The following is an 18,073-nucleotide window of genomic DNA, read 5'->3' as shown; positions in this document are numbered from 1 at the left end:
CCTGCAGGTCCATACGAGGATCCGTGACGCAGGACACCATCGGGGAGGTCTCATGACACGCGCGTTGACCCGCAAGGGCGCGGCGACCCGGCAGCGGATCGTCGTCGGGGCGGCCGCTGAGATCCGCGAGCGCGGCGTCGAGGAGGTACGGCTCGAGGATGTGATGGCCCGCACCGGCACCAGCAAGGGCCAGCTCTTTCACTACTTCCCCGAGGGCAAGGAGGAGCTGCTGCTCGCGGTCGCCGAGCACGAGGCCGACCAGGTGCTCGCCGACCAGGAGCCGATGCTCAGCAACCTGACGTCCTGGCCGGCCTGGCAGGCGTGGCGCGATCGGCTGATCGAGCGTTACCTCGCGCAGGGCGTGAAGTGCCCGCTCAACGCTCTGCTCGGCCAGGCGGGCCGGCGCGCACCGGGCGCGCAGGCGGTGGTGACCGGGCTCATGTGGCGGTGGCAGGGAAAAATCGCCGAGGGCGTCCGGCAGATGCAGTCGACCGGGGACATCGCCCCCGAGGTGGACGCCGAACGCGCCGCCGCGGCGCTGCTGGCCGGCATCCAGGGCGGCGTACTGCTGATGCTCACCACCGGGAAGATCGATCACCTCGAGGCCGCCCTCGACGTCAACCTCGGCTCCCTGCGGACGGGTGCCGGCACCACCTGACCGGTTGGGCCGCGGCGGCCCCGGGCCGCGCGGTGCGCCCCGGCGCACCATCGCCGGGGTTGATTCAAGGGCCTGGCTCCTACCGCATGTCTCGGTTCGACGGTCTCCGCCAGGTTCGTGGCCTCGGGCGAAAGGGTTCGGCGTGCGCGGGCGCAGGTGAGAATCGGTGGTGGGCCGGCCGGTACTGTGGCGCCGGTCGTGGCGAGCCCCGCACCGGCTCACCGAGGAGGACGACTTGACGACCGTTGACGTCGACGTGCTGGACAACCCGGCGTGGACCTCGCTGCGCGGCCCGCAGGCGCGCTTCGCGGAGGTACGCGGGCGGGCCGCACGCTACCCCTCCGACGTGTCACCGTTCTCCGCGCTGGCCGATCCGAGCGACCCGTCGGCGTGGGCCGATCTGGCGGCGCTGGCCGGGCCGGGCGGTGCGGCCGTGGTGCCGGGCGCCCCGGACACCGCGCCGCCGGGGTGGGAGCTGACCGGCGTGATTCCGGGGGTCCAACTCGTGGCCGACGGCCTACGCGCGGAACCGGACCCGGAGGCGTTGGTGCTGACGACCGCGGACGTGCCGGAGATGCTGGATCTCGTCGGTCGGACCCAGCCGGGGCCGTTCCTGCCCCGCACCGTCGAGCTCGGCTCCTACCTCGGCATCCGGCGCGGCGGCGCACTGGTCGCCATGGCGGGGGAGCGCATGCACCCACCGGGGTGGGTGGAGATCAGCGCGGTCTGCACGGATCCGACGTACCGGGGTCACGGTCTCGCGACCCGGCTGATCGGCGCGGTGGCGGCCGGCATCCAGGCGCGCGGCGAGACGCCCTTCCTGCACGTGGCCACGACCAACACGAACGCGATCAGACTCTACGAGGCAATGGGCTTCGCGCTCCGTCGGCACCTGACCTTCGGCCGGTACGCGGTGATCGAAACGCAGGAAGGGCATCCCCGTGGTGAATGACGACGCGAGCCGACCGCCGTTGGTGCTGCTGCACGGTCTCACCTTCGACCGGCGGCAGTGGGACCCGGTGCGGCGTGAGCTCGAGGTGATCGATCCGGGCCGCGTGGTCCTCGCTCTCGACCTGCCCGGCCACGGCAGCGCTCCGAGACGGGACTCCTACGGTATGGCCGAGGTCGCCGAGGTCCTGCACGGCCAGGTGACCGAGGCTGGTCTCGTCGACCCGATCGTGGTGGGGCATTCGGTGGGCGCGGTGGTCGCCACGACGTACGCGGCCCGCTATCCGGTCCGCGGTGTGGTGAACCTCGACCAGATCCTGCTACCCGGCCCGTTCGGTGCGGCCGTACGCCAAGCCGAGCCGACGCTGCGCGGCCCGGACTGGCGGCGGGTGTGGGACGGGATGCTGGCCGGCATGGGCATCGACTCGTTGCCGGCCTCCGCGCGCGAGATCGTGACGACCGCGACCGATCCACGGCCGGACCTGCTGCTGGGCTACTGGGACGAGATCCTGCACGGCACCGACGAGGGGATCGCCGCCGAGCGGGGCCGGGTTCTGCGGTCCATCGGTGACCGAGCAGTCCCCTATCGCTGGGTGACCTCGTCCGAGCCGCCGCCCCGCTACCTGGCCTGGCTGACCGACGTCCTGCCGGAGATCGTGGTGACCGTGCTGCCGGGCAGCCACTTCCCGCATCTGGCGGACCCGACGACCGTCGCCCGGATGCTGGCGACCGGCTGAGACCGGGAGCTATTCTTGCGCCCGAGTTGCCCAGGATCGGAGTGAACGTGGCAGGTGACGACGACATCTCCGGGTGAGCACCCCGGAGCGGCCGCCGACGGCGCGTGAGCGCGCTGTCGCAGCGGCCCCTGTCGTCGTGCCCTGTTCGCGCCTGGGTGCCCTCGTGCGCGCCCGGGATCTTCCTTCCCGAGGTTCCTCATGTCTGCCCGACCTGCGCTCATCGCCCATGACCTGCTACGGATCCGGGACAACCGCCGGGTGCTCGACGGCGTCTCCCTGACCGCCGCGCCCGGCCACCGGATCGGCCTGATCGGAGAGAACGGCACCGGCAAGACGACCCTGCTGCGGGTCCTCGCCGGCGTCGACGAGCCGGACTCCGGTACCGTCGCGCGCCCACCGGATCTCGGCTTCCTGCACCAGGAGATGCCCTTCGAGCCGTCCGCGACCGTCGCGACGGTCCTCGACGACGCGCTGCGCGAGGCCCGAGCGGACCTCGCCGCGCTGGACCGGCTCGGCGCCGCCTTGGCCGAGACGCCGGAGGACAACGAACGGCATGCCGGGTTGTTGGCCGCGTACGGCGAGACCCTGGAACGGGCACAGGACCGCGACGCCTGGGACGCCGATCGGCGCGCCCGGACGGTGCTCGCCGGTCTCGGCCTGGAACAGATCCCGCAGGACCGGACGCTGAGCGGGCTGTCCGGCGGGCAGCGTGGCCGCCTCGCGCTGGCCGCGATGCTCATCCGCCGACCGGACGCGCTGCTGCTCGACGAGCCCACCAACCACCTCGACGACGCGGCGGCGGCGTTCTGCGAGGAGCAACTCCGCGGCATGCCGGGTGCGGTCGTGCTGGCCAGTCACGACCGGGCCTTCCTGGACGCGGTGTGCACCGACGTGATCGACCTGGACCCGGCGGTGGAGGGGCCGGTCCGCTACGGCGGCGGCTACACCGCCTACCTGGCCTCGAAGCGCGCGGAGGCGCAGCGGTGGCGCCGGCGCTATGACGACGAGCAGGCGCAACTCGCCGAGCTGCGCGAGGCCGCCGCCGTGACCGGGCATCAGGTGGCGCACGGCCGCGCACCCCGGGACAGCGAGAAGATGGGGTACGGGCACACCGCCGGCCGGGTGCAGAACCAGATCTCCCGCCGTGTGCGCGACGCCGCCCGTCGGTTGGAGGCGTTGGAGCGCGAGCAGGTCGACGCGCCGCCGGAGCCGTTGCGCTTTCATGCGCCCGCTCTCGCCACCGGCGCCGGCGACGATGCCATCGTCACGCTGCACGACGTGGCGGTGCCCGGCCGACTGCGAGTGGCGCAGCTCGCGGTGACCGCCAGCGACCGGCTGGTGGTGAGTGGCCCGAACGGCGCGGGCAAGTCGACCCTACTCGCCGTCCTCGCCGGCCGGCTGAGCTGCGTCGGGGCCGTCTGGCGACGGCCGGGCCTCCGCGTCGGCCTGCTGACCCAGGACACCGTCTTCGCGGATTCGCACCAGACCGCCCGCGCGGTCTATCGCAGGACGATCGGGGAGGAACGGGCCGAGGCGGTACCGCTGTCGTCGCTGGGTCTCCTCACGCCCGCGGACCTGGACCGGCCGGTGGCCGACCTGTCGGTCGGGCAGCGTCGTCGACTCGCGCTCGCGCTGCTGGTCGCCGATCCGCCGGAGCTGCTCCTGCTGGACGAACCGACCAACCACCTCTCCCCGCGGCTCTGCGACGAGTTGGAGGAGGCCCTGCGCACCGGACCGGGCGCCATCGTGATCGCCAGCCACGACCGGCGACTCCGCTCCAGGTGGTCGGGCCGTGAGGTCAATCTCGGTGTGGGGCCACCCGTGGTTGGAAACGTTTTCGTAACGAGCTCTTGACCTCTCCGCCGCCAGCGGAGCAGACTCCCGGAAACGTTTACAGCTATCAGGGATGGGGGTGCCGGACAATGGGTCGTAAACGTTTACAGGAACCAGCGGACGGCCGGCCCACCGTGCACACGGTCGCCGCCCGCGCCGGTGTCTCCATCGCGTCCGCCTCCCGGGTGCTCAACGGGGTCGGCGGCAGCGCGGAGACGATCCGCAAGGTGCGCGCCGCGGCGGCCGAGGTGGGCTACGTGCCCAACGCGATCGCCCGGTCGCTGCAGTCGCAGCGCACCGGCCTGATCGCGCTCGCCGTCGAGGACATCGGCAACCCGGTGTACGTGGAGATGATGCGCGCCATCGAGGCGGTGGTGGCCTCCTCCGGTCGGCAGTTGCTGGTGCACGCCACCGGCGGGCGGATCGACAACGAGACCGCCCTGCTGCGCCGGCTGGCCAACCGGTACGTGGACGGGATGATCGTCTCGCCGATCCGGGTCACCGACGACCACCTGGCCGCGCTGGTGGACAGCCCGGTGCCGGTGGTGGTGGTGGGTCAGCTCGGGGAGGACACCCCGGTGGACAACGTCCGCACCGATTCCCGCAACGGCGTCGCCCTCGCCGTGGATCACCTCGTCGCCAACGGGCGGCACCGGATCGGCTTCGTCAACGGCCCGCTCGACACCGTCCCGGGCGCCGCGCGTGACGCCGGCTTCCGGAGCGCCCTGGCCCGGCACGGCATCCCCCTCGACGAGGACCTCATCGAGGTCGGCGACTTCCAGTACGCGGCCGGCCGGGCCGCCACCGAGCGGCTGCTCGCCCGTACCGACCCGGACGCCCTGGTCTGCGCCAACGACCTGATCGCGGTCGGCGCGCTGCACGCGCTGCTGGCCGCCGGGCGCCCGGTGCCGCAGGACGTCGCCCTGGTCGGCATGGACGACACCGAACTGGCCCGGATGATGTTCCCCCAGCTCTCCAGCGTCTCGCTCGGCTCGGCCGAGCGTGGTCGCCGTGCCGCCGAACTGCTCCTGCAACGCATCGCCGACCCGACCCTGCCGCCCCGGCGCGAGCAGGTGCCGCCGAGCCTCGCCATCCGCGCGTCCAGTGGCACGACGCCGCTGGTCCCTCGGCCGGCCGGCCCACCGACCACCCAACCGTCCAGCGAAGGGGTGACCGCATGACCACGCTGGCCGAGCAGCCGGACGTCGAGCAGGCCGAGCAGGCCCGCCGGCCGCGCCGGTTCCGCTCCGAGCGCACCACCATCTACCTGCTACTCCTGCCGTCACTGCTGCCGATCCTGGTGCTCTCGGTGTTCCCGCTGCTGCGCGGCATCTACCTCGGCTTCACCGACGCCCGGGCCGGGCGCAACGTCGAGGTCAGCTTCACCGGCCTGGCCAACTACCGGGAACTCCTCGGCGACGAGCTGTTCTGGAACTCGTTCAAGATCGGGCTGCTCTGGGCGTTCGGAGTGACCGCGCTGCAGTTCCTGCTCGCCCTCGGGCTGGCCCTGCTGCTCAACCAACAGCTGCGATTCCGGGGCATCGCCCGGGTTCTGGCCGTGGTGCCGTGGGCGATGCCACCCGTCGTGGTCGGCATCCTCTGGAAGCTCGTCTACCACCCGGACGCCGGCCTGATCAACGAGTTCCTGCACCGGATCGGCGCGGACGGGCTGCGGTCCAACTGGCTCGGCGACTTCAGCACCGCGCTGCCCGCCGTGATCATCGTCGGGGTCTGGGCCGGCATGCCGCAGACCACCGTCGTGCTGCTCGCGGGCCTGCAAGGCGTGGGCCGCGAGCTGCACGAGGCGGCCGCCATGGACGGCGCCAGCACGTGGCACCGCTTCCGACACGTCACGCTGCCCGCGCTGGCCCCGGTGATCGTGGCCATCACCTCGCTGGACTTCATCTGGAACTTCAACTCGTTCGGCCTGGTCTACGTGCTGACCGCCGGCGGGCCCGGGGGCAAGACGATGCTGCCGATGCTCTTCGCGTACGAGGAGGCGTTCCGCTACGGCAACTACGGCTACGCGGCCGCGCTCGGCAACGCGATGGTCGTCATCATCATCGTGCTGCTCGCCGTCTATCTCCGCCGTCGGTTGAGGGAGGCGAACTGACATGTTCGGAAAACCGAGCCGCACCGGGCGGACGCTGCAGTACGTGGCGCTCTCCGCCTACCTGATCTTCCTCGGGTTCCCGCTGATCTGGCTGCTGTCGACGGCGTTCAAGCCGCCACGGGAGCTGGTGCGGCTGCACCCGACGCTGATCCCGTCGAACCCCACCCTGCAGAACTTCGTCCAGGCCTTCACCGAGCAGGACCTCGGCCGGGCGGCACTGAACAGCCTCCAGGTCTCGCTCGCCTCGGCGGTCCTGACCGTGCTGGTCGCCATGCCGGCGTCGTACGCGCTGGCCCGGTTCCGCTCCAAGCTCACCACCGTGGCGCTGGGCTGGGTGCTGCTGTCCCAGCTCTTCCCGTTCGTGCTGCTGATCATCCCGATCTTCCTGGTGCTGCGGCAGATCGGCCTGGCCAACACGCACGCCGGGTTGGTGCTGATCTACGTGGTCTGGGCGCTGCCGTTCGCGCTCTGGATGCTGCAGGGCTTCGTCCGCAACATCCCCCGCGAGTTGGAGGAGGCCGCGTCGGTGGACGGCGCGACGCGGTTGCAGGTCCTGCGGCGGGTGGTCTTCCCGCTGCTCGCACCGGGCCTGGTGGCGACCGCGCTGTTCTCCTTCATCTCGGCCTGGAACGAGTTCTTCTTCGCGCTGGTGCTGATCAAGACCCCCGAGCTGGCCACCCTGCCGGTGGCACTGGCCCGGTTCGTCGGTATCGAGGGCACCGCCCGACTCGGGCCGCTGGCCGCCGGTTCGCTGCTGGCCACGCTGCCCAGCCTGATCTTCTTCGCGTTCATGCAACGCCGGCTCTCGTCCGGGTCGATGGCCGGCGCGGTCAAGGGCTGAACCGTCCCCCGAACCACCACCAAGGAGGTAACCCCATGCTCCGTACCCGATTTCGTCGGCTCGCCGCGGCCACCGCGGTCGCGGTCGTCGGCCTCGGCGCGCTCACCGCGTGCGGTGGCGGCGGCGACGACGAGGCCACGTCCGGCCCCGTCAAGCTGCGCTTCCTCAGCCTCGCCTGGCAGAAGGAGTCGCTACAGGTCAACAAGGATCTCGTCGCCAAGTGGAACGCCGAGCACCCGGACATCCAGGTCGAGTACGTCCAGGGTGACTGGAACTCGGTCCACGATCAGCTGCTGACCTCCTTCGAGGGCGGCGACGCACCGGACATCGTGCACTACGAGGCGTCCTCGATCGGTGAGTTCAGCAAGCAGGGCTACCTGGCCGACCTCTCCGACCTGGTCTCCGACGACTTCAAGGGTCAGATCGACAAGGGCGTCTGGGACACCGCGACCTTCGACGGCAAGGTCACCGGCGTGCCGTTCCTGCTGGAGTCGCAGGTCGTCATCGCCAACAAGAAGCTGCTCGACGCCGCCGGTGTCGCGGTGCCGCCGGCCGACAGCGGCTGGACCTGGGACGAGTTCCAGGCCAACGCGCAGAAGCTCACCAAGGCCGGCCAGTACGGCGCGGCCTGGGCGCTGAAGTCGCCGACCAACCGGGTGCTCAACCTGGCGCTCAACTACGACGGGAAGTACTTCTACTCCGACGGCGGGCGGACCGAGGTCCGGGTCGGTGACGCGGAGAAGGAGGTCCCGAAGCGGATCCACGACATGATCTACACCGCGAAGTCGGCCTCTCCGGAGGCGCTGGGCATGAGCGGCGCGGACACCCTGCCGGGCTTCTTCGGCGGCAAGTACGCGATGCTGCCCGGCTCGGTGTCGTTGCGTCAGCAGATGGCCGAGCAGGCGCCGGCCGGCTTCGAGTGGGTCACCCTGCCGCCGATCAAGGGGCTCTCCACCAAGCAGGCCGCGAACCCGCAGACGCTCTCCGTCTCCGCGGACTCCAAGCACAAGAAGCAGGCCGCGCAGTTCCTCGAGTACTTCCTGAACCCGACGAACATGGCCGCGCTGGCCAAGGGTGACTGGCTGGTCCCGACCGGCAAGAAGGCCAACGAGGACCTGGTCAAGCTCACCGCCGGCAAGCAGGGCTGGGACGTCGCCGCGGCCAGCGCCGCGGACCTGACGGTCGCCCCGTTCCAGCAGGCCGACGGCTACCCGGAGTGGAAGACCAAGTACGCCACTCCGGCTTTCCAGCAGTACTTCGCCAACAAGATCACCCTGGACCAGCTCAGCTCGCAGTTGGTCGATGGTGGCAAGCAGGTTCTGAGGTAACGAGATGTCACTCTTGCTCGACAAATCGATCGGTTGCCTGGTCGGCGCCGCGGTGGGCGATGCCCTGGGCGGCGCCACCGAGACGGCGCTGCCGGAGGAGATCCGCGCCAGGTTCGGCGGCTGGGTCGAGGGCATCGTGCCCCCGTACCACGCCAACTGGGCCACCGCGCGACCGCTGGCGCCGTACCACAAGGGCGACGGGCACATCACCGACGACACGTTGATGACCCACGCGCTGGTCCGCGCCTACGCGGCCAAACGCGACCACCTCGACGCGTACGACGTGGTGGAGCGGCTGGTCCCCGATCTGATCGAGCGGGTGGTGTACATCCCCGACCTGGAGCGGGAGGGGGTGACCTTCCACCGGCTCGCGGCCGCCGAACGGTGGCTGGTCACCCGCCTGCACCACGCCCACGCGGACCCGCGCGAGGCCGGGGTCGGCAACATCGTCAACTGCGGAGCGGCCATGTACATGGCGCCGGTCGGCATCGTCAACGCGGGCGACCCGGCCGGGGCGTACGCCGAAGCCGTGGAGATCGCCGGGGCGCACCAGCACAGCTACGGGCGGGAGGCCGCCGCCGTCTTCGCGGCCGCGGTCGCCGCCGCGGCGGCACCCGGCGCGGGTGTCGAGGACGTCGTCGCCGCCGCGTTGGACGTGGCGCGCGACGGCACCCGGGCGGCCATCGAGGCGGTGGTCAAGGAGGCCCGGAGCCACCACGACTGGAAGCAGGCGATCCCCGCGCTGCGAGCTGCGGTCGCCCCCTACGACACGGTCGGGGAGGAGTACCGCAGCCCCGGGCTCGGTGCCCGGCGTCCCAGCCGGCTGCACTCCATCGAGGAGCTGCCGGTGGCCATCGGCATGCTGGTGGTGGCCGGCGGCGAGTTCCGCCCGGCGGTGCTCGGCTCGGTCAACTACGGCCGCGACGCGGACTCCACCGCCACCATGGCCGCTGCCATCGCCGGGGCGCTCGGCGGCGCTGCGGCAGTGCCGGCGGAGTGGTCCGAGGTGGTCGCCACCGCCTCCAAGACCGACCTGGTGGAGCCGGCCCGGGTCCTCGCGGCGGTGGCCGGCGAGGTCTTCGAGCAGGACCAGGCCCGGTTCACCCGGCGGGCGGAGCGCTTCGCCGGGCTCGCGGGGGAGTCGACCCGGTGAGGATCACCTGGGTCCAGCCGGAGGATCTGCTGCCGCACGAGCTGGCGGCCAGCCGGGACGAGGGCCGCGAGGTCGCTGCCCTCGCCCAGCGGTGGACGGCGGCCGGCGGGGACCTGACCCCGCCGGTCAGCGGGGCGTCGCCCAGCCCGGCATCGCCGGCGCTGCGGGAGCTCGCGGCGCACCTGCTGGACGACGCCGACGCGCTGCCCGCCGTCGCCGCCGACGACGAGCCGGACGACCTGGTCGCGCTCCGGGCCGAGTGGCCGGCGACCTGGTCACTGCCGACCGAGGTGACGTACGACCGCCTGCACGGCGCCTGGCTCGGCCGGGCGGCCGGCTGCCTGCTCGGCAAGCCGGTGGAGAAGATCCCCCGGGAGGGCATCCGGGAGATTCTCACGGCGACCGACCGCTGGCCGCTGCGCGACTGGTTCACGGCGAAGGGGCTGCCGGCCGAGGTCGCCGCCCGCTGGCCGTGGAACCGGCGCAGCGCGCCGACCAGCCTCGCCGAGAACATCGACGGGATGCCCGAGGACGACGACCTGAACTACGCGTTGCTGGCCCTGCGGGTGCTGGAGACGCACGGGCGGGGCTTCACCAGCGCCGACGTGGCGCAGGCGTGGCTGGACTGGCTACCCGCCGGGCGGGTCTTCACCGCCGAGCGGGTGGCGTACCGGAACCTGCTGCTCGGGCACGCGCCACCGGAGAGCGCCCGCCGGCACAATCCGTTCCGGGAGTGGATCGGGGCGCAGATCCGCACCGACGTGTACGGCTGGGTCAACCCCGGCCGGCCGGACCGGGCCGCCGAGCTGGCCTGGCGGGACGCCACCGTCAGCCACGTCCGCGGCGGGGTGCACGGGGCCATCTGGGCCGCCGCTCTGGCCGCCGCCGCGCCGGTCGCCGCCGACGTGGACGAGGTGCTGGACGCGGCCGAGGCGGTGCTGCCGCCGCGCAGCCGGTTCGCGGCCACGGTCCGCGAGGCGCGCGCCCTCGGCACCGGCGCCGACGACTGGGAGCGCGTGCTCGACGAGCTGTACGCACGGCACGGCCACCTGCACTGGGTGCACGTCCGCAACAACGCCGCGCTGGTGGCCGCCGCCCTGGCGTACGGCCGCGGCGACCTGGAGCGGTCGATCACCGCGGTGGTCAGCGGCGGCTGGGACACCGACTCGACCAGCGCGACGGTCGGCGCAGTCACCGGGGCGCTCACCGGCGCCGCCGGGCTGCCGGACCGGTGGATCGGCCCGCTGCACAACCGGCTGGCCAGCAGCATCGCCGGCTTCGACGGGATCGGCTTCGACGAGCTGGCCAAGCGGACCGAGGCGTTGGTGGAGCCCGGGAGCGGGTCGTGAGCCAGCAGCGGCGGGCGGAAGGGAGCACGGCATGAGCGCGCGCGTGGCGGTGGTAGGCAGCAGCAATCTGGACCTGGTGGTGTCGGCGCCGCAGCTGCCCCGCCCCGGTGAGACGGTGCTCGGCGAGAACTTCCGCACCGTCCCCGGGGGCAAGGGCGCCAACCAGGCGGTCGCCGCGGCCCGGGCCGGCGCGACCTGCGACTTCGTGGGCGCGGTCGGCGAGGACGATTTCGGTACGCAGCTCCGGGCCAGCCTGGTCGACGCGGGGGTGGACGTCCGGGGCCTGCGTACCGTCGCCGGTCCCTCCGGCGTCGCGCTGATCGCGGTCGACCGGGACGCGGAGAACTTCATCGTGGTCGCGGCCGGCGCCAACGGCACGGTGACCGAGCTGAACGCCGACGACCGGGCCACGATCGCCGGGGCGGACGTGCTGCTCCTCCAGTTGGAGGTGCCGCTCAGCGCGGTCGTCCAGGCGGCCGGCTGGGCCCGGGCGGCGGGCACCACCGTGGTGCTGAACGCCGCGCCGGCCGCGGCACTGCCGGCGGAGCTGATCGCCCTCGTCGACGTGCTGGTGGTCAACGAACACGAGGCGGCCGTCGTGGCCGGGGTCGTCTCCGACGACCCGCCGGTGCTGCTCGACGCCCTGCTGGAGCTCGTGCCCCGGGTGGTGCTGACGCTGGGCGCGCGCGGCGCCGCGTACGCCGACCGAAGCGGTCTGCGGATCACCGTCCCCGCCCCCCGCATCGACGCGGTGGACACCACCGCCTCCGGTGACGCGTTCACCGGCGCCCTCGCGGTCAGCTGGGCCGAACGCGGCGGCGCCACCACCGAAGACTCCGTCACGGCGAGCCTGCGCTGGGCGTGCGCCGCGGGCGCGGCCTGTGCCCAGCGGCCCGGCGCGTCCACCGCCCTGCCCGAACGGGCCGCCATCGACGCCCTCTACGACGCGACCTACCGAGGTACACCGTGAGCTTCAACCCGTACGTCCCACGCCCGATCGACCGGCCCACCGAGGTGCCGCTCGGCGTTCACGCCGACCTGACCACCATGGACGAGGCGAAGATCTTCGCCGCGCCGGACGACCCGGCGACCTGGCCGGCCTGGCGGGAGCAGCTGACCCGCTGGCGTGCCGACGCGCGGGCCCGGCTCGGCTACACCGGAGAGCACTACGACGAGGTCGCCGGTGACTGCTTCAGCATCTGCCTGGCCTGGCTCTGGGACGAGGCGCTCTACGACCACGAGCGCGGCGTCTTCACCGTCGACGAGTTCCTCGACGCGGCCGGGCGGGACTTCGGCGGCTTCGACGGGGTGGTGCTCTGGCACGCGTACCCGGTGATCGGCCTGGACGACCGCAACCAGTTCGACTGGTACCGGGACGTGCCCGAGCTGCCCGAGGTGGTGCGGGCGTTCCAGGAGCGCGGCGTACGGGTCTTCGTCGACTACAACCCGTGGGACACCGGCACCCGACGTGAGGCGGGCAGCGACGCCGAGGAGGTCGCGGCGCTGGCCGGCAAGCTCGGCGTCGACGGGGTCTTCCTGGACACCCTCAAGGAGGGCGCGGGGGAGCTGCGCGCCGCGCTGGACGCCGTCCGCCCCGGCATGGTCCTGGAAGGCGAGAGCCGGGTCCCGCTGGCCCGCATCGCCGACCACTCGATGTCCTGGGCGCAGTGGTTCGCCGACTCCGAGGTGCCCGGCGTCCTGCGGGCGAAGTGGTTCGAGCGCCGGCACGTGCTGCACCACACCCGCCGGTGGAACCGCACCCACCTGGACGAGCTGCACTCCGCCTGGCTCAACGGCGTCGGGGTGCTCGTCTGGGAGAGCGTCTTCGGTGTCTGGGTCGGCTGGAACGAGCGGGACCGGGCGGTCCTGCGGGCGATGCGCCGGGTGCAGAGCAGCCACACGGCATGGTTGCGCTCCGACGACTGGGTGCCGCTGGCCGACCACCCGGGCGAGGGCCAGGTGTACGCGTCCCGCTGGACGTCCAACGGCAAGCCACTGTGGACGGTGGTGAACCGGGGCCCCGACCACGACGGCCCGTGGCTGGTCGTCGAGACCCGGCCCGGCCAGCGCTTCGTCGACCTGGTCACCGGGGCCGAGCTGACCGTCACCGAGACCGGCGACGGCCGGTTCGCCGTGGGCGGCCCGTTGCCGGCCGGGGCGATCGCCGCCGTGGTGCGCACCGACGCGGCCGTGGCCCAGCACGAGTCGCCGATCGGCGACCCGTCCTTCCCCGCCCGCGCCGCGGTGCGGACCCGGACTCCGTGGGCGCCCCGGCCCCAGGTGCCCGAGGGCATGGTCGCCGTCGACGGTGGCCGGCGGGAGCTGGTGGTCCGCCACCGGGTGCGGGAGACCGGGCTGTACGGCGAGGCGCCCTACGTCGACGAGTGGAAGCCGCTGCCGCCCCGCCTGCACCACACCGGTTCGCTGCGCCGCAGCGTCCACCTCGGTCGCTTCGCCATCGCCACCCACGAGGTCACCCACGGCGAGTACGCCGCGTTCCTGCGGGCCACCGGCTACCGGCCGGTGCGTCCCGAGCGGTTCACCGCCGGGCAGGGGCCGGCCGGCGAGCCGGTGACCATGGTCGAGCTGGCCGACGCCCGGGCGTACGCGGCGTGGGCCGGGTTGCGGCTGCCCACCGAGGACGAGTGGCAGGTGGCCGCCGAGGCGGGGCTGCTCGTCCGCCGTGAACCGCTGGTGTGGAACCTGACCGAGAGCGAGCACTCCGACGGGCGTACCCGGTTCGTCATCCTCAAGGGCGGCGCCGGATACCAGGCGGAGGGCTCCGACTGGTACTTCGACGGCGGCCCGCAGCCGGCCGACGTCTCGGTGAAACTGGTGCTGACCGGTGCCGGGCTCACCCGCTCCGACCAGGTCGGTTTCCGCTGTGCCGTGGATCTGGTGCCCGAGGTCGGGGAGGTGGCCCGATGAGCGCGCCCCTGGACGGCGTCAAGGTCGTCGACCTCGCCACCCTCTTCGCCGGGCCGCTCGCCGCGGCGTTCCTCGGCGACTTCGGCGCCGACGTGATCAAGGTGGAGCACCCGGCCAAGCCGGACCCCTCGCGGGGGCACGGCCCGGCCAAGGACGGCGTCGGACTCTGGTGGAAGGTCCTCGGCCGCAACAAGCGGACCGTCACCCTCAACCTGTCCGACCCGGACGGCGCCGCGCTGCTGCTCCGACTGCTCGCCGACGCCGACGTGCTGGTGGAGAACTTCCGCCCGGGCACTCTGGAGCGGTGGGGGCTCGGCCCCGCCGAGCTGCACGCGGTCAACCCCCGCCTGGTGATCACCCGGATCAGCGGGTTCGGGCAGGTTGGCCCGTACTCCCGCCGACCCGGCTTCGGCACCCTGGCCGAGGCGATGAGCGGCTTCGCGGCGGCCACCGGGGAACCGGACGGCCCACCCACGCTGCCCCCGTTCGGGCTGGCCGACTCGGTGAGCGCCCTCGCCGCCGCGTACGCGGTGATGCTGGCCCTACGGGCCCGGGACACCACCGGCACCGGGCAGGTGGTGGACCTCGCCATCATCGAGCCGATCCTGGCGATGCTCGGTCCGCAGATCACCTGGTACGACCAGCTCGGCTACCTCCAGCCCCGGCTGGGCAACCGGTCCAACAACAACGCCCCGCGCAACACGTACCGGTGCGCCGACGGGCGCTGGGTGGCGGTCTCCACCAGCGCGCAGAGCATCGCCGAGCGGGTGCTCCGGCTGGTCGGCCGACCCGAGCTGATCGACGAGCCGTGGTTCGCCACCGGCAGCGGGCGGGCCGCGCACGCCGACGAGCTGGACGCCGCGGTGAGCGCCTGGGTTGCGCAGCGCGACCGGGACGAGGTGGTGGCCGCGTTCGAGGAGGCGCAGGCCGCGGTCGCGCCGGTCTACGACGTACGGGGCATCCTCGCCGACCCGCAGTACGCGGCGCTGGGCACCGTCCGCAGCGTCCCGGACGAGGAGCTGGGCGAGGTCCGGATGCAGAACGTACCGTTCCGGCTCGCCGACACGCCGGGGGAGATCCGGCATGCGGGCCGGCGGCACGGCCAGGACACCGACGCGGTGTTCGGCGCGCTCGGCCTGAGCGCCGACGAGCTGGCCGAGCTGCGGGAACGGGGCGTGCTCTGATGCTGCTCAGCCTGCTCTACGTGCCCGGCGACCGGCCGGACCGGTTCGCCAAGGCGGTCGCCTCGGGTGCCGACGCGGTCATCCTCGACCTCGAGGACGCCGTGGTCGCCGGACGCAAGGCGTACGCCCGAGACGCGGTCGCCGAGTTCCTCGCCGAGGCGCATCCGGTGCCGGTGCAGGTCCGGGTCAACGAGCTGACCGGGCCGGACGTCGAGGCCGACCTCGCCGCCGTGACCGGTCGGCCCGGGCTGGGCGGCCTGCGGCTGCCGAAGGTGGAGTCGGCCGCGACGGTGGCGGCACTCGCCAGCCGGGTCGACACACCGCTGCACCCGCTGGTCGAGTCGGCGCTCGGGCTGGAGGCCGCGTACGCCATCGCCTCTGCCCATCCGGCGGTGGCCTCGATCGGGCTCGGCGAGGCCGACCTCCGCTCGGATCTGGGCGTGAGCGACGACGAAGGCCTGCTCTGGGCCCGCGGCCGCGTGGTGGTGGCGGCCCGTGCCGCCGGCCTGGCCCCGCCGGCCATGTCGGTCTACGCCGACGTCAGCGACATCGCCGGTCTCGCCGCCTCGTGCGCGGTGGGTCGCGGGCTCGGCTTCCTCGGCCGTACGGCGATCCACCCGCGCCAGCTGCCGGTGATCGTCGAGGCGTTCCGACCGGACGACCGGGACGTGGCACGGGCGGCGGAGTTGCTGGCCGCGGTCGACGAGGCGCAGCGTCGGGACTCGGGCACGGTGGTGCTGCCGGACGGCCGGTTCGCCGACCGCGCGATGGTCGCCGCCGCCCAGCGCACCGTGGACCTGGCCGCGCGCTACGCCGCCTGAGCGACCTGTTCCCCCACGGTACGGGTGATCTGATCGATGCGTGCGGCCGTCACGGCACTGCTTGGCGAGCCGCCGGGAGGGTCGTCGCGGGCGGGTCGAGGCGGTCCAGCCGGGCGAGGTCGGCGGTGCCGACCCGGACCACGGCCCCGGCCAGCGCCGTCGTCGCCGGGTGCACGCCGCCCTTCTGCTCCGCGGTCGAGATGCGGACCGACTGCGCCAGGTGTGCGCGCAGGTGCCGCGCGACCAGCCGGTGGAACGGTTTCCCGGTGGCCGACCGCAGCGCGGCCAGCTCCTCGGCGGTGACCATGCCCGGCATGTCGTGGCCCTCGTGCGGGTTGGTCGCCGGCGCACCGGATTCGGCCAGCAGTCGGCGCGAGCGGTCCAGGTCGTCGCGGCGGCCGACCTCGACCTGGGCGGCGACACGCCGCCACGCCGGGTCGGTGGTCCGGGTCGGCACCAGATCGAGTACGGGCAGCAGCCGTTCGATCTGCGCCACCGTGAGTTGGAGCCAGGCGATGTCGGTCGGGCTGAACGGACCGGCCGTACCCATCGGTGGCGCGGTGTTCTGCGGCGCGGTGTTCTGCGGCGCGGCTGTCGGCGGCGGTGCGGCCGGCGGCCTTGCCGGGGTGCCGGCGGCGTCCGGTGGCCCGGGGGTGCAGCCGGCAATGAGCAGCACTGCGATGAGCAGGGTCGACTTTCGGCTGGCGGGAGTGCGCATCCGGCCTCCTTTCCGCCCGGGAGGGCGGGCCCGGCGTGACCGGGCCCGCCCCCGGGTGCGAACGTGTCGGCTCAGATCGGTCGGCCGTCGGCCCCACACTTGATGACCGGACGGATGCAGTCCCGGATCCGGCGAGCCATCTCCTCGACCGGCCAGGCGTTGAAGAAGTCGCCGTGCATCGTGTAGCCCGGCCCGGAGGCCAGCCGGAATCCCGCCGGGTTGCCGTTGACCGGGTACCGCAGCACCTGCCGCAGCTTCGGCACGGGCACCGGGTGGGTGGAGGGACAGGCCTGGTTCACCGGGTACGCAAGGTGGCTCTTGTGGTCCGGCGAGTCCAGGTCGCGGCCGTTCCAGCACTGCGGGAAGTCGAGGTACGACTCCAGCATGGTGCCGGCCGGGCAGGTGACGAAGTTCTTCGAGGGCGGCACCTGCCCGGCGTGCAGGCAGGACCAGCGGGCGATGCTCTCGTCCGGGCCGGCGGCCTTGGCGTTGCCGGCGACGAGCCGCAGCCCCAGCGGAAGCGGCTCGGTACGCGCGACGACGTCGGAGCGCACACCCTCGCCCAGGTAGTAGAACGTGACGATCGCGGGCTCCACCGGCACGTTGTCCTTGTAGAGAGTCGGAGTCCAGTACGACGAGACGTCCACCCGTGGGTTGCAGGTGCTGGTGGATCTCTGCAGGTCGGGGAGCGTGGTGTGGGCGTTGGTCACCGTGCTGCCGAAGAAGCTGTGCATGTGCGAGGCCCCCGGCAGCCCGGGGAAGATGATCGGGTCGTCCGGCAGCCGGTGGCTGAAGGTGCAGTCGGCGGGGAACTCAGCCACCCGGATGACGTTCGGGCCCGGGGCGGCGTCGGCCCGCGTGGTGGTGGAGACGATGTACGTGCCGAGCAGCGTCAGCAGTGCGCCGATCGCCATCGCGGCGCGCAGCCGGCGGTGGATGCCGGGGAGGGGTGCGGCCCTGTCCATCTCGTTGACTCCTGTCGGGGGACGGGGCAGGGACAGCTCCGGCGCCGCCGCCGAAGACATCGGAGTTCCCTGGCCAGACTGGTGGTGGTCCGTTGAGCCTGGGTGCGAGAGAGAGCGCTCTCACGCCCAGCCTCACCCTGATGTCGACAGTTGTCAATACGTTCCGCAGTTGGTGGCAATGACGACCACGAAGGGCCGGGCCCCGGTGGGGGGTCCGGCCCTTCGTGGTTTGTGGTGTGGGTCAGCTGGTGGCGTAGCCGCGGGTGGCGATCCAGTCGGCGAGGTGCTCGACGCTGATCTGGTAGGAGGCCATGGTGGGGTCGGCGGAGTCGGCGATGGTGACGGTGTTGCCGTTGTCGTGGTAGCCGACGACGCTGATGTAGTGCCCGCCTTCGAAGGAGTGCACGGTGCCGTCAACATCGGTGGTGGTGCCGGCGATGTTGGCGACTACGGCGCGGCCGTCGTCGACGGTCTTGACGATGTCGGCGCGCAGGGTG

The 18,073-nt window shown here is 72.8% G+C and carries 17 protein-coding genes; 14 read left to right on the top strand and 3 right to left on the bottom strand.

Going from position 1 to position 18,073, the window contains the following annotated elements:
• Nucleotides 1–52 precede the first annotated feature (52 nt).
• The 14 genes from V6V47_RS25180 to V6V47_RS25115 all read left to right on the top strand — a co-directional run bounded on the left by V6V47_RS25180 (nt 53) and on the right by V6V47_RS25115 (nt 15,893).
• Complete coding sequence (locus tag V6V47_RS25180) at nt 53–658, top strand: TetR/AcrR family transcriptional regulator (protein ID WP_334630835.1); 606 nt, start codon at nt 53–55, stop codon at nt 656–658.
• A 235-nt stretch (nt 659–893) separates the two neighbouring features.
• Nucleotides 894–1,610: a GNAT family N-acetyltransferase gene (locus V6V47_RS25175; protein WP_334630834.1), complete on the top strand. Its 717-nt coding sequence runs from the start codon at nt 894–896 to the stop codon at nt 1,608–1,610.
• Complete coding sequence (locus V6V47_RS25170; protein ID WP_334630833.1) at nt 1,603–2,343, top strand: alpha/beta fold hydrolase; 741 nt, start codon at nt 1,603–1,605, stop codon at nt 2,341–2,343. The genes V6V47_RS25175 and V6V47_RS25170 overlap by 8 nt, the downstream gene beginning before the upstream one ends.
• Nucleotides 2,344–2,541: 198 nt before the next feature.
• A complete protein-coding gene (locus V6V47_RS25165; RefSeq protein ID WP_334630832.1) occupies nt 2,542–4,197 on the top strand; it encodes an ABC-F family ATP-binding cassette domain-containing protein in 1,656 nt (551 codons plus the stop codon).
• Nucleotides 4,198–4,265: 68 nt separating this feature from the next.
• Nucleotides 4,266–5,357 carry a LacI family DNA-binding transcriptional regulator gene (locus V6V47_RS25160; protein ID WP_334630831.1) on the top strand — a complete coding sequence of 364 codons (1,092 nt, stop codon included), beginning with the start codon at nt 4,266–4,268 and terminating at the stop codon, nt 5,355–5,357.
• Nucleotides 5,354–6,289, top strand: coding sequence for a carbohydrate ABC transporter permease (locus V6V47_RS25155; RefSeq protein ID WP_334630830.1), 936 nt, complete (start codon nt 5,354–5,356; stop codon nt 6,287–6,289). The genes V6V47_RS25160 and V6V47_RS25155 overlap by 4 nt, the downstream gene beginning before the upstream one ends.
• Nucleotide 6,290: 1 nt before the next feature.
• Nucleotides 6,291–7,130, top strand: a complete 840-nt coding sequence (locus V6V47_RS25150) for a carbohydrate ABC transporter permease (RefSeq protein WP_334630829.1) — start codon at nt 6,291–6,293, stop codon at nt 7,128–7,130.
• A 35-nt stretch (nt 7,131–7,165) separates the two neighbouring features.
• A complete protein-coding gene (locus tag V6V47_RS25145) occupies nt 7,166–8,458 on the top strand; it encodes an ABC transporter substrate-binding protein (protein ID WP_334630828.1) in 1,293 nt (430 codons plus the stop codon).
• 4 nt (nt 8,459–8,462) lie between these two features.
• Nucleotides 8,463–9,611: an ADP-ribosylglycohydrolase family protein gene (locus V6V47_RS25140; RefSeq protein ID WP_334630827.1), complete on the top strand. Its 1,149-nt coding sequence runs from the start codon at nt 8,463–8,465 to the stop codon at nt 9,609–9,611.
• Nucleotides 9,608–10,960: an ADP-ribosylglycohydrolase family protein gene (locus tag V6V47_RS25135; RefSeq protein ID WP_334630826.1), complete on the top strand. Its 1,353-nt coding sequence runs from the start codon at nt 9,608–9,610 to the stop codon at nt 10,958–10,960. Before V6V47_RS25140 ends, V6V47_RS25135 begins: the two co-directional genes overlap by 4 nt.
• A 31-nt stretch (nt 10,961–10,991) precedes the next feature.
• Nucleotides 10,992–11,930, top strand: a complete 939-nt coding sequence (locus V6V47_RS25130) for a ribokinase (RefSeq protein WP_334630825.1) — start codon at nt 10,992–10,994, stop codon at nt 11,928–11,930.
• Entirely contained in the window at nt 11,927–13,888 is a 1,962-nt protein-coding gene (locus tag V6V47_RS25125) for an SUMF1/EgtB/PvdO family nonheme iron enzyme (RefSeq protein WP_334630824.1), read from the top strand. The genes V6V47_RS25130 and V6V47_RS25125 overlap by 4 nt, the downstream gene beginning before the upstream one ends.
• A complete protein-coding gene (locus V6V47_RS25120; protein ID WP_334630823.1) occupies nt 13,885–15,072 on the top strand; it encodes a CaiB/BaiF CoA transferase family protein in 1,188 nt (395 codons plus the stop codon). Before V6V47_RS25125 ends, V6V47_RS25120 begins: the two co-directional genes overlap by 4 nt.
• Nucleotides 15,072–15,893, top strand: a complete 822-nt coding sequence (locus V6V47_RS25115; RefSeq protein WP_334630822.1) for an HpcH/HpaI aldolase/citrate lyase family protein — start codon at nt 15,072–15,074, stop codon at nt 15,891–15,893. Before V6V47_RS25120 ends, V6V47_RS25115 begins: the two co-directional genes overlap by 1 nt.
• Nucleotides 15,894–15,942: 49 nt before the next feature.
• Here the strand turns inward: V6V47_RS25115 and V6V47_RS25110 are convergent, their stop codons facing one another.
• The 3 genes from V6V47_RS25110 to V6V47_RS25100 all read right to left on the bottom strand — a co-directional run.
• Nucleotides 15,943–16,611: a DUF305 domain-containing protein gene (locus V6V47_RS25110; RefSeq protein WP_334630821.1), complete on the bottom strand. Its 669-nt coding sequence runs from the start codon at nt 16,609–16,611 to the stop codon at nt 15,943–15,945.
• A 71-nt stretch (nt 16,612–16,682) separates the two neighbouring features.
• On the bottom strand, nt 16,683–17,636 hold the full coding sequence (locus tag V6V47_RS25105; protein WP_334630820.1) for a DUF1996 domain-containing protein: 954 nt from the start codon (nt 17,634–17,636) through the stop codon (nt 16,683–16,685).
• A 181-nt stretch (nt 17,637–17,817) separates the two neighbouring features.
• The coding region (locus V6V47_RS25100; protein ID WP_334630819.1) for a C39 family peptidase at nt 17,818–18,073 on the bottom strand (256 nt) is incomplete at its 5' end.

This window comes from Micromonospora sp. CPCC 205539, assembly GCF_036906815.1.
GTDB lineage: Bacteria > Actinomycetota > Actinomycetes > Mycobacteriales > Micromonosporaceae > Micromonospora.
This window is presented reverse-complemented; position numbering and strand designations above follow the sequence as displayed.

Bases quoted from the DNA above. Each gene is read 5' to 3' on its own strand.
- V6V47_RS25180 (WP_334630835.1), top strand. From the start codon at position 53: ATGACACGCGCGTTGACCCGCAAGGGCGCGGCGACCCGGCAGCGGATC.
- V6V47_RS25165 (WP_334630832.1), top strand. From the start codon at position 2,542: ATGTCTGCCCGACCTGCGCTCATCGCCCATGACCTGCTACGGATCCGG.
- V6V47_RS25160 (WP_334630831.1), top strand. From the start codon at position 4,266: ATGGGTCGTAAACGTTTACAGGAACCAGCGGACGGCCGGCCCACCGTG.
- V6V47_RS25155 (WP_334630830.1), top strand. From the start codon at position 5,354: ATGACCACGCTGGCCGAGCAGCCGGACGTCGAGCAGGCCGAGCAGGCC.
- V6V47_RS25150 (WP_334630829.1), top strand. From the start codon at position 6,291: ATGTTCGGAAAACCGAGCCGCACCGGGCGGACGCTGCAGTACGTGGCG.
- V6V47_RS25145 (WP_334630828.1), top strand. From the start codon at position 7,166: ATGCTCCGTACCCGATTTCGTCGGCTCGCCGCGGCCACCGCGGTCGCG.
- V6V47_RS25140 (WP_334630827.1), top strand. From the start codon at position 8,463: ATGTCACTCTTGCTCGACAAATCGATCGGTTGCCTGGTCGGCGCCGCG.
- V6V47_RS25130 (WP_334630825.1), top strand. From the start codon at position 10,992: ATGAGCGCGCGCGTGGCGGTGGTAGGCAGCAGCAATCTGGACCTGGTG.
- V6V47_RS25120 (WP_334630823.1), top strand. From the start codon at position 13,885: ATGAGCGCGCCCCTGGACGGCGTCAAGGTCGTCGACCTCGCCACCCTC.
- V6V47_RS25115 (WP_334630822.1), top strand. From the start codon at position 15,072: ATGCTGCTCAGCCTGCTCTACGTGCCCGGCGACCGGCCGGACCGGTTC.
- V6V47_RS25110 (WP_334630821.1), bottom strand. From the start codon at position 16,611: ATGCGCACTCCCGCCAGCCGAAAGTCGACCCTGCTCATCGCAGTGCTG.
- V6V47_RS25105 (WP_334630820.1), bottom strand. From the start codon at position 17,636: ATGTCTTCGGCGGCGGCGCCGGAGCTGTCCCTGCCCCGTCCCCCGACA.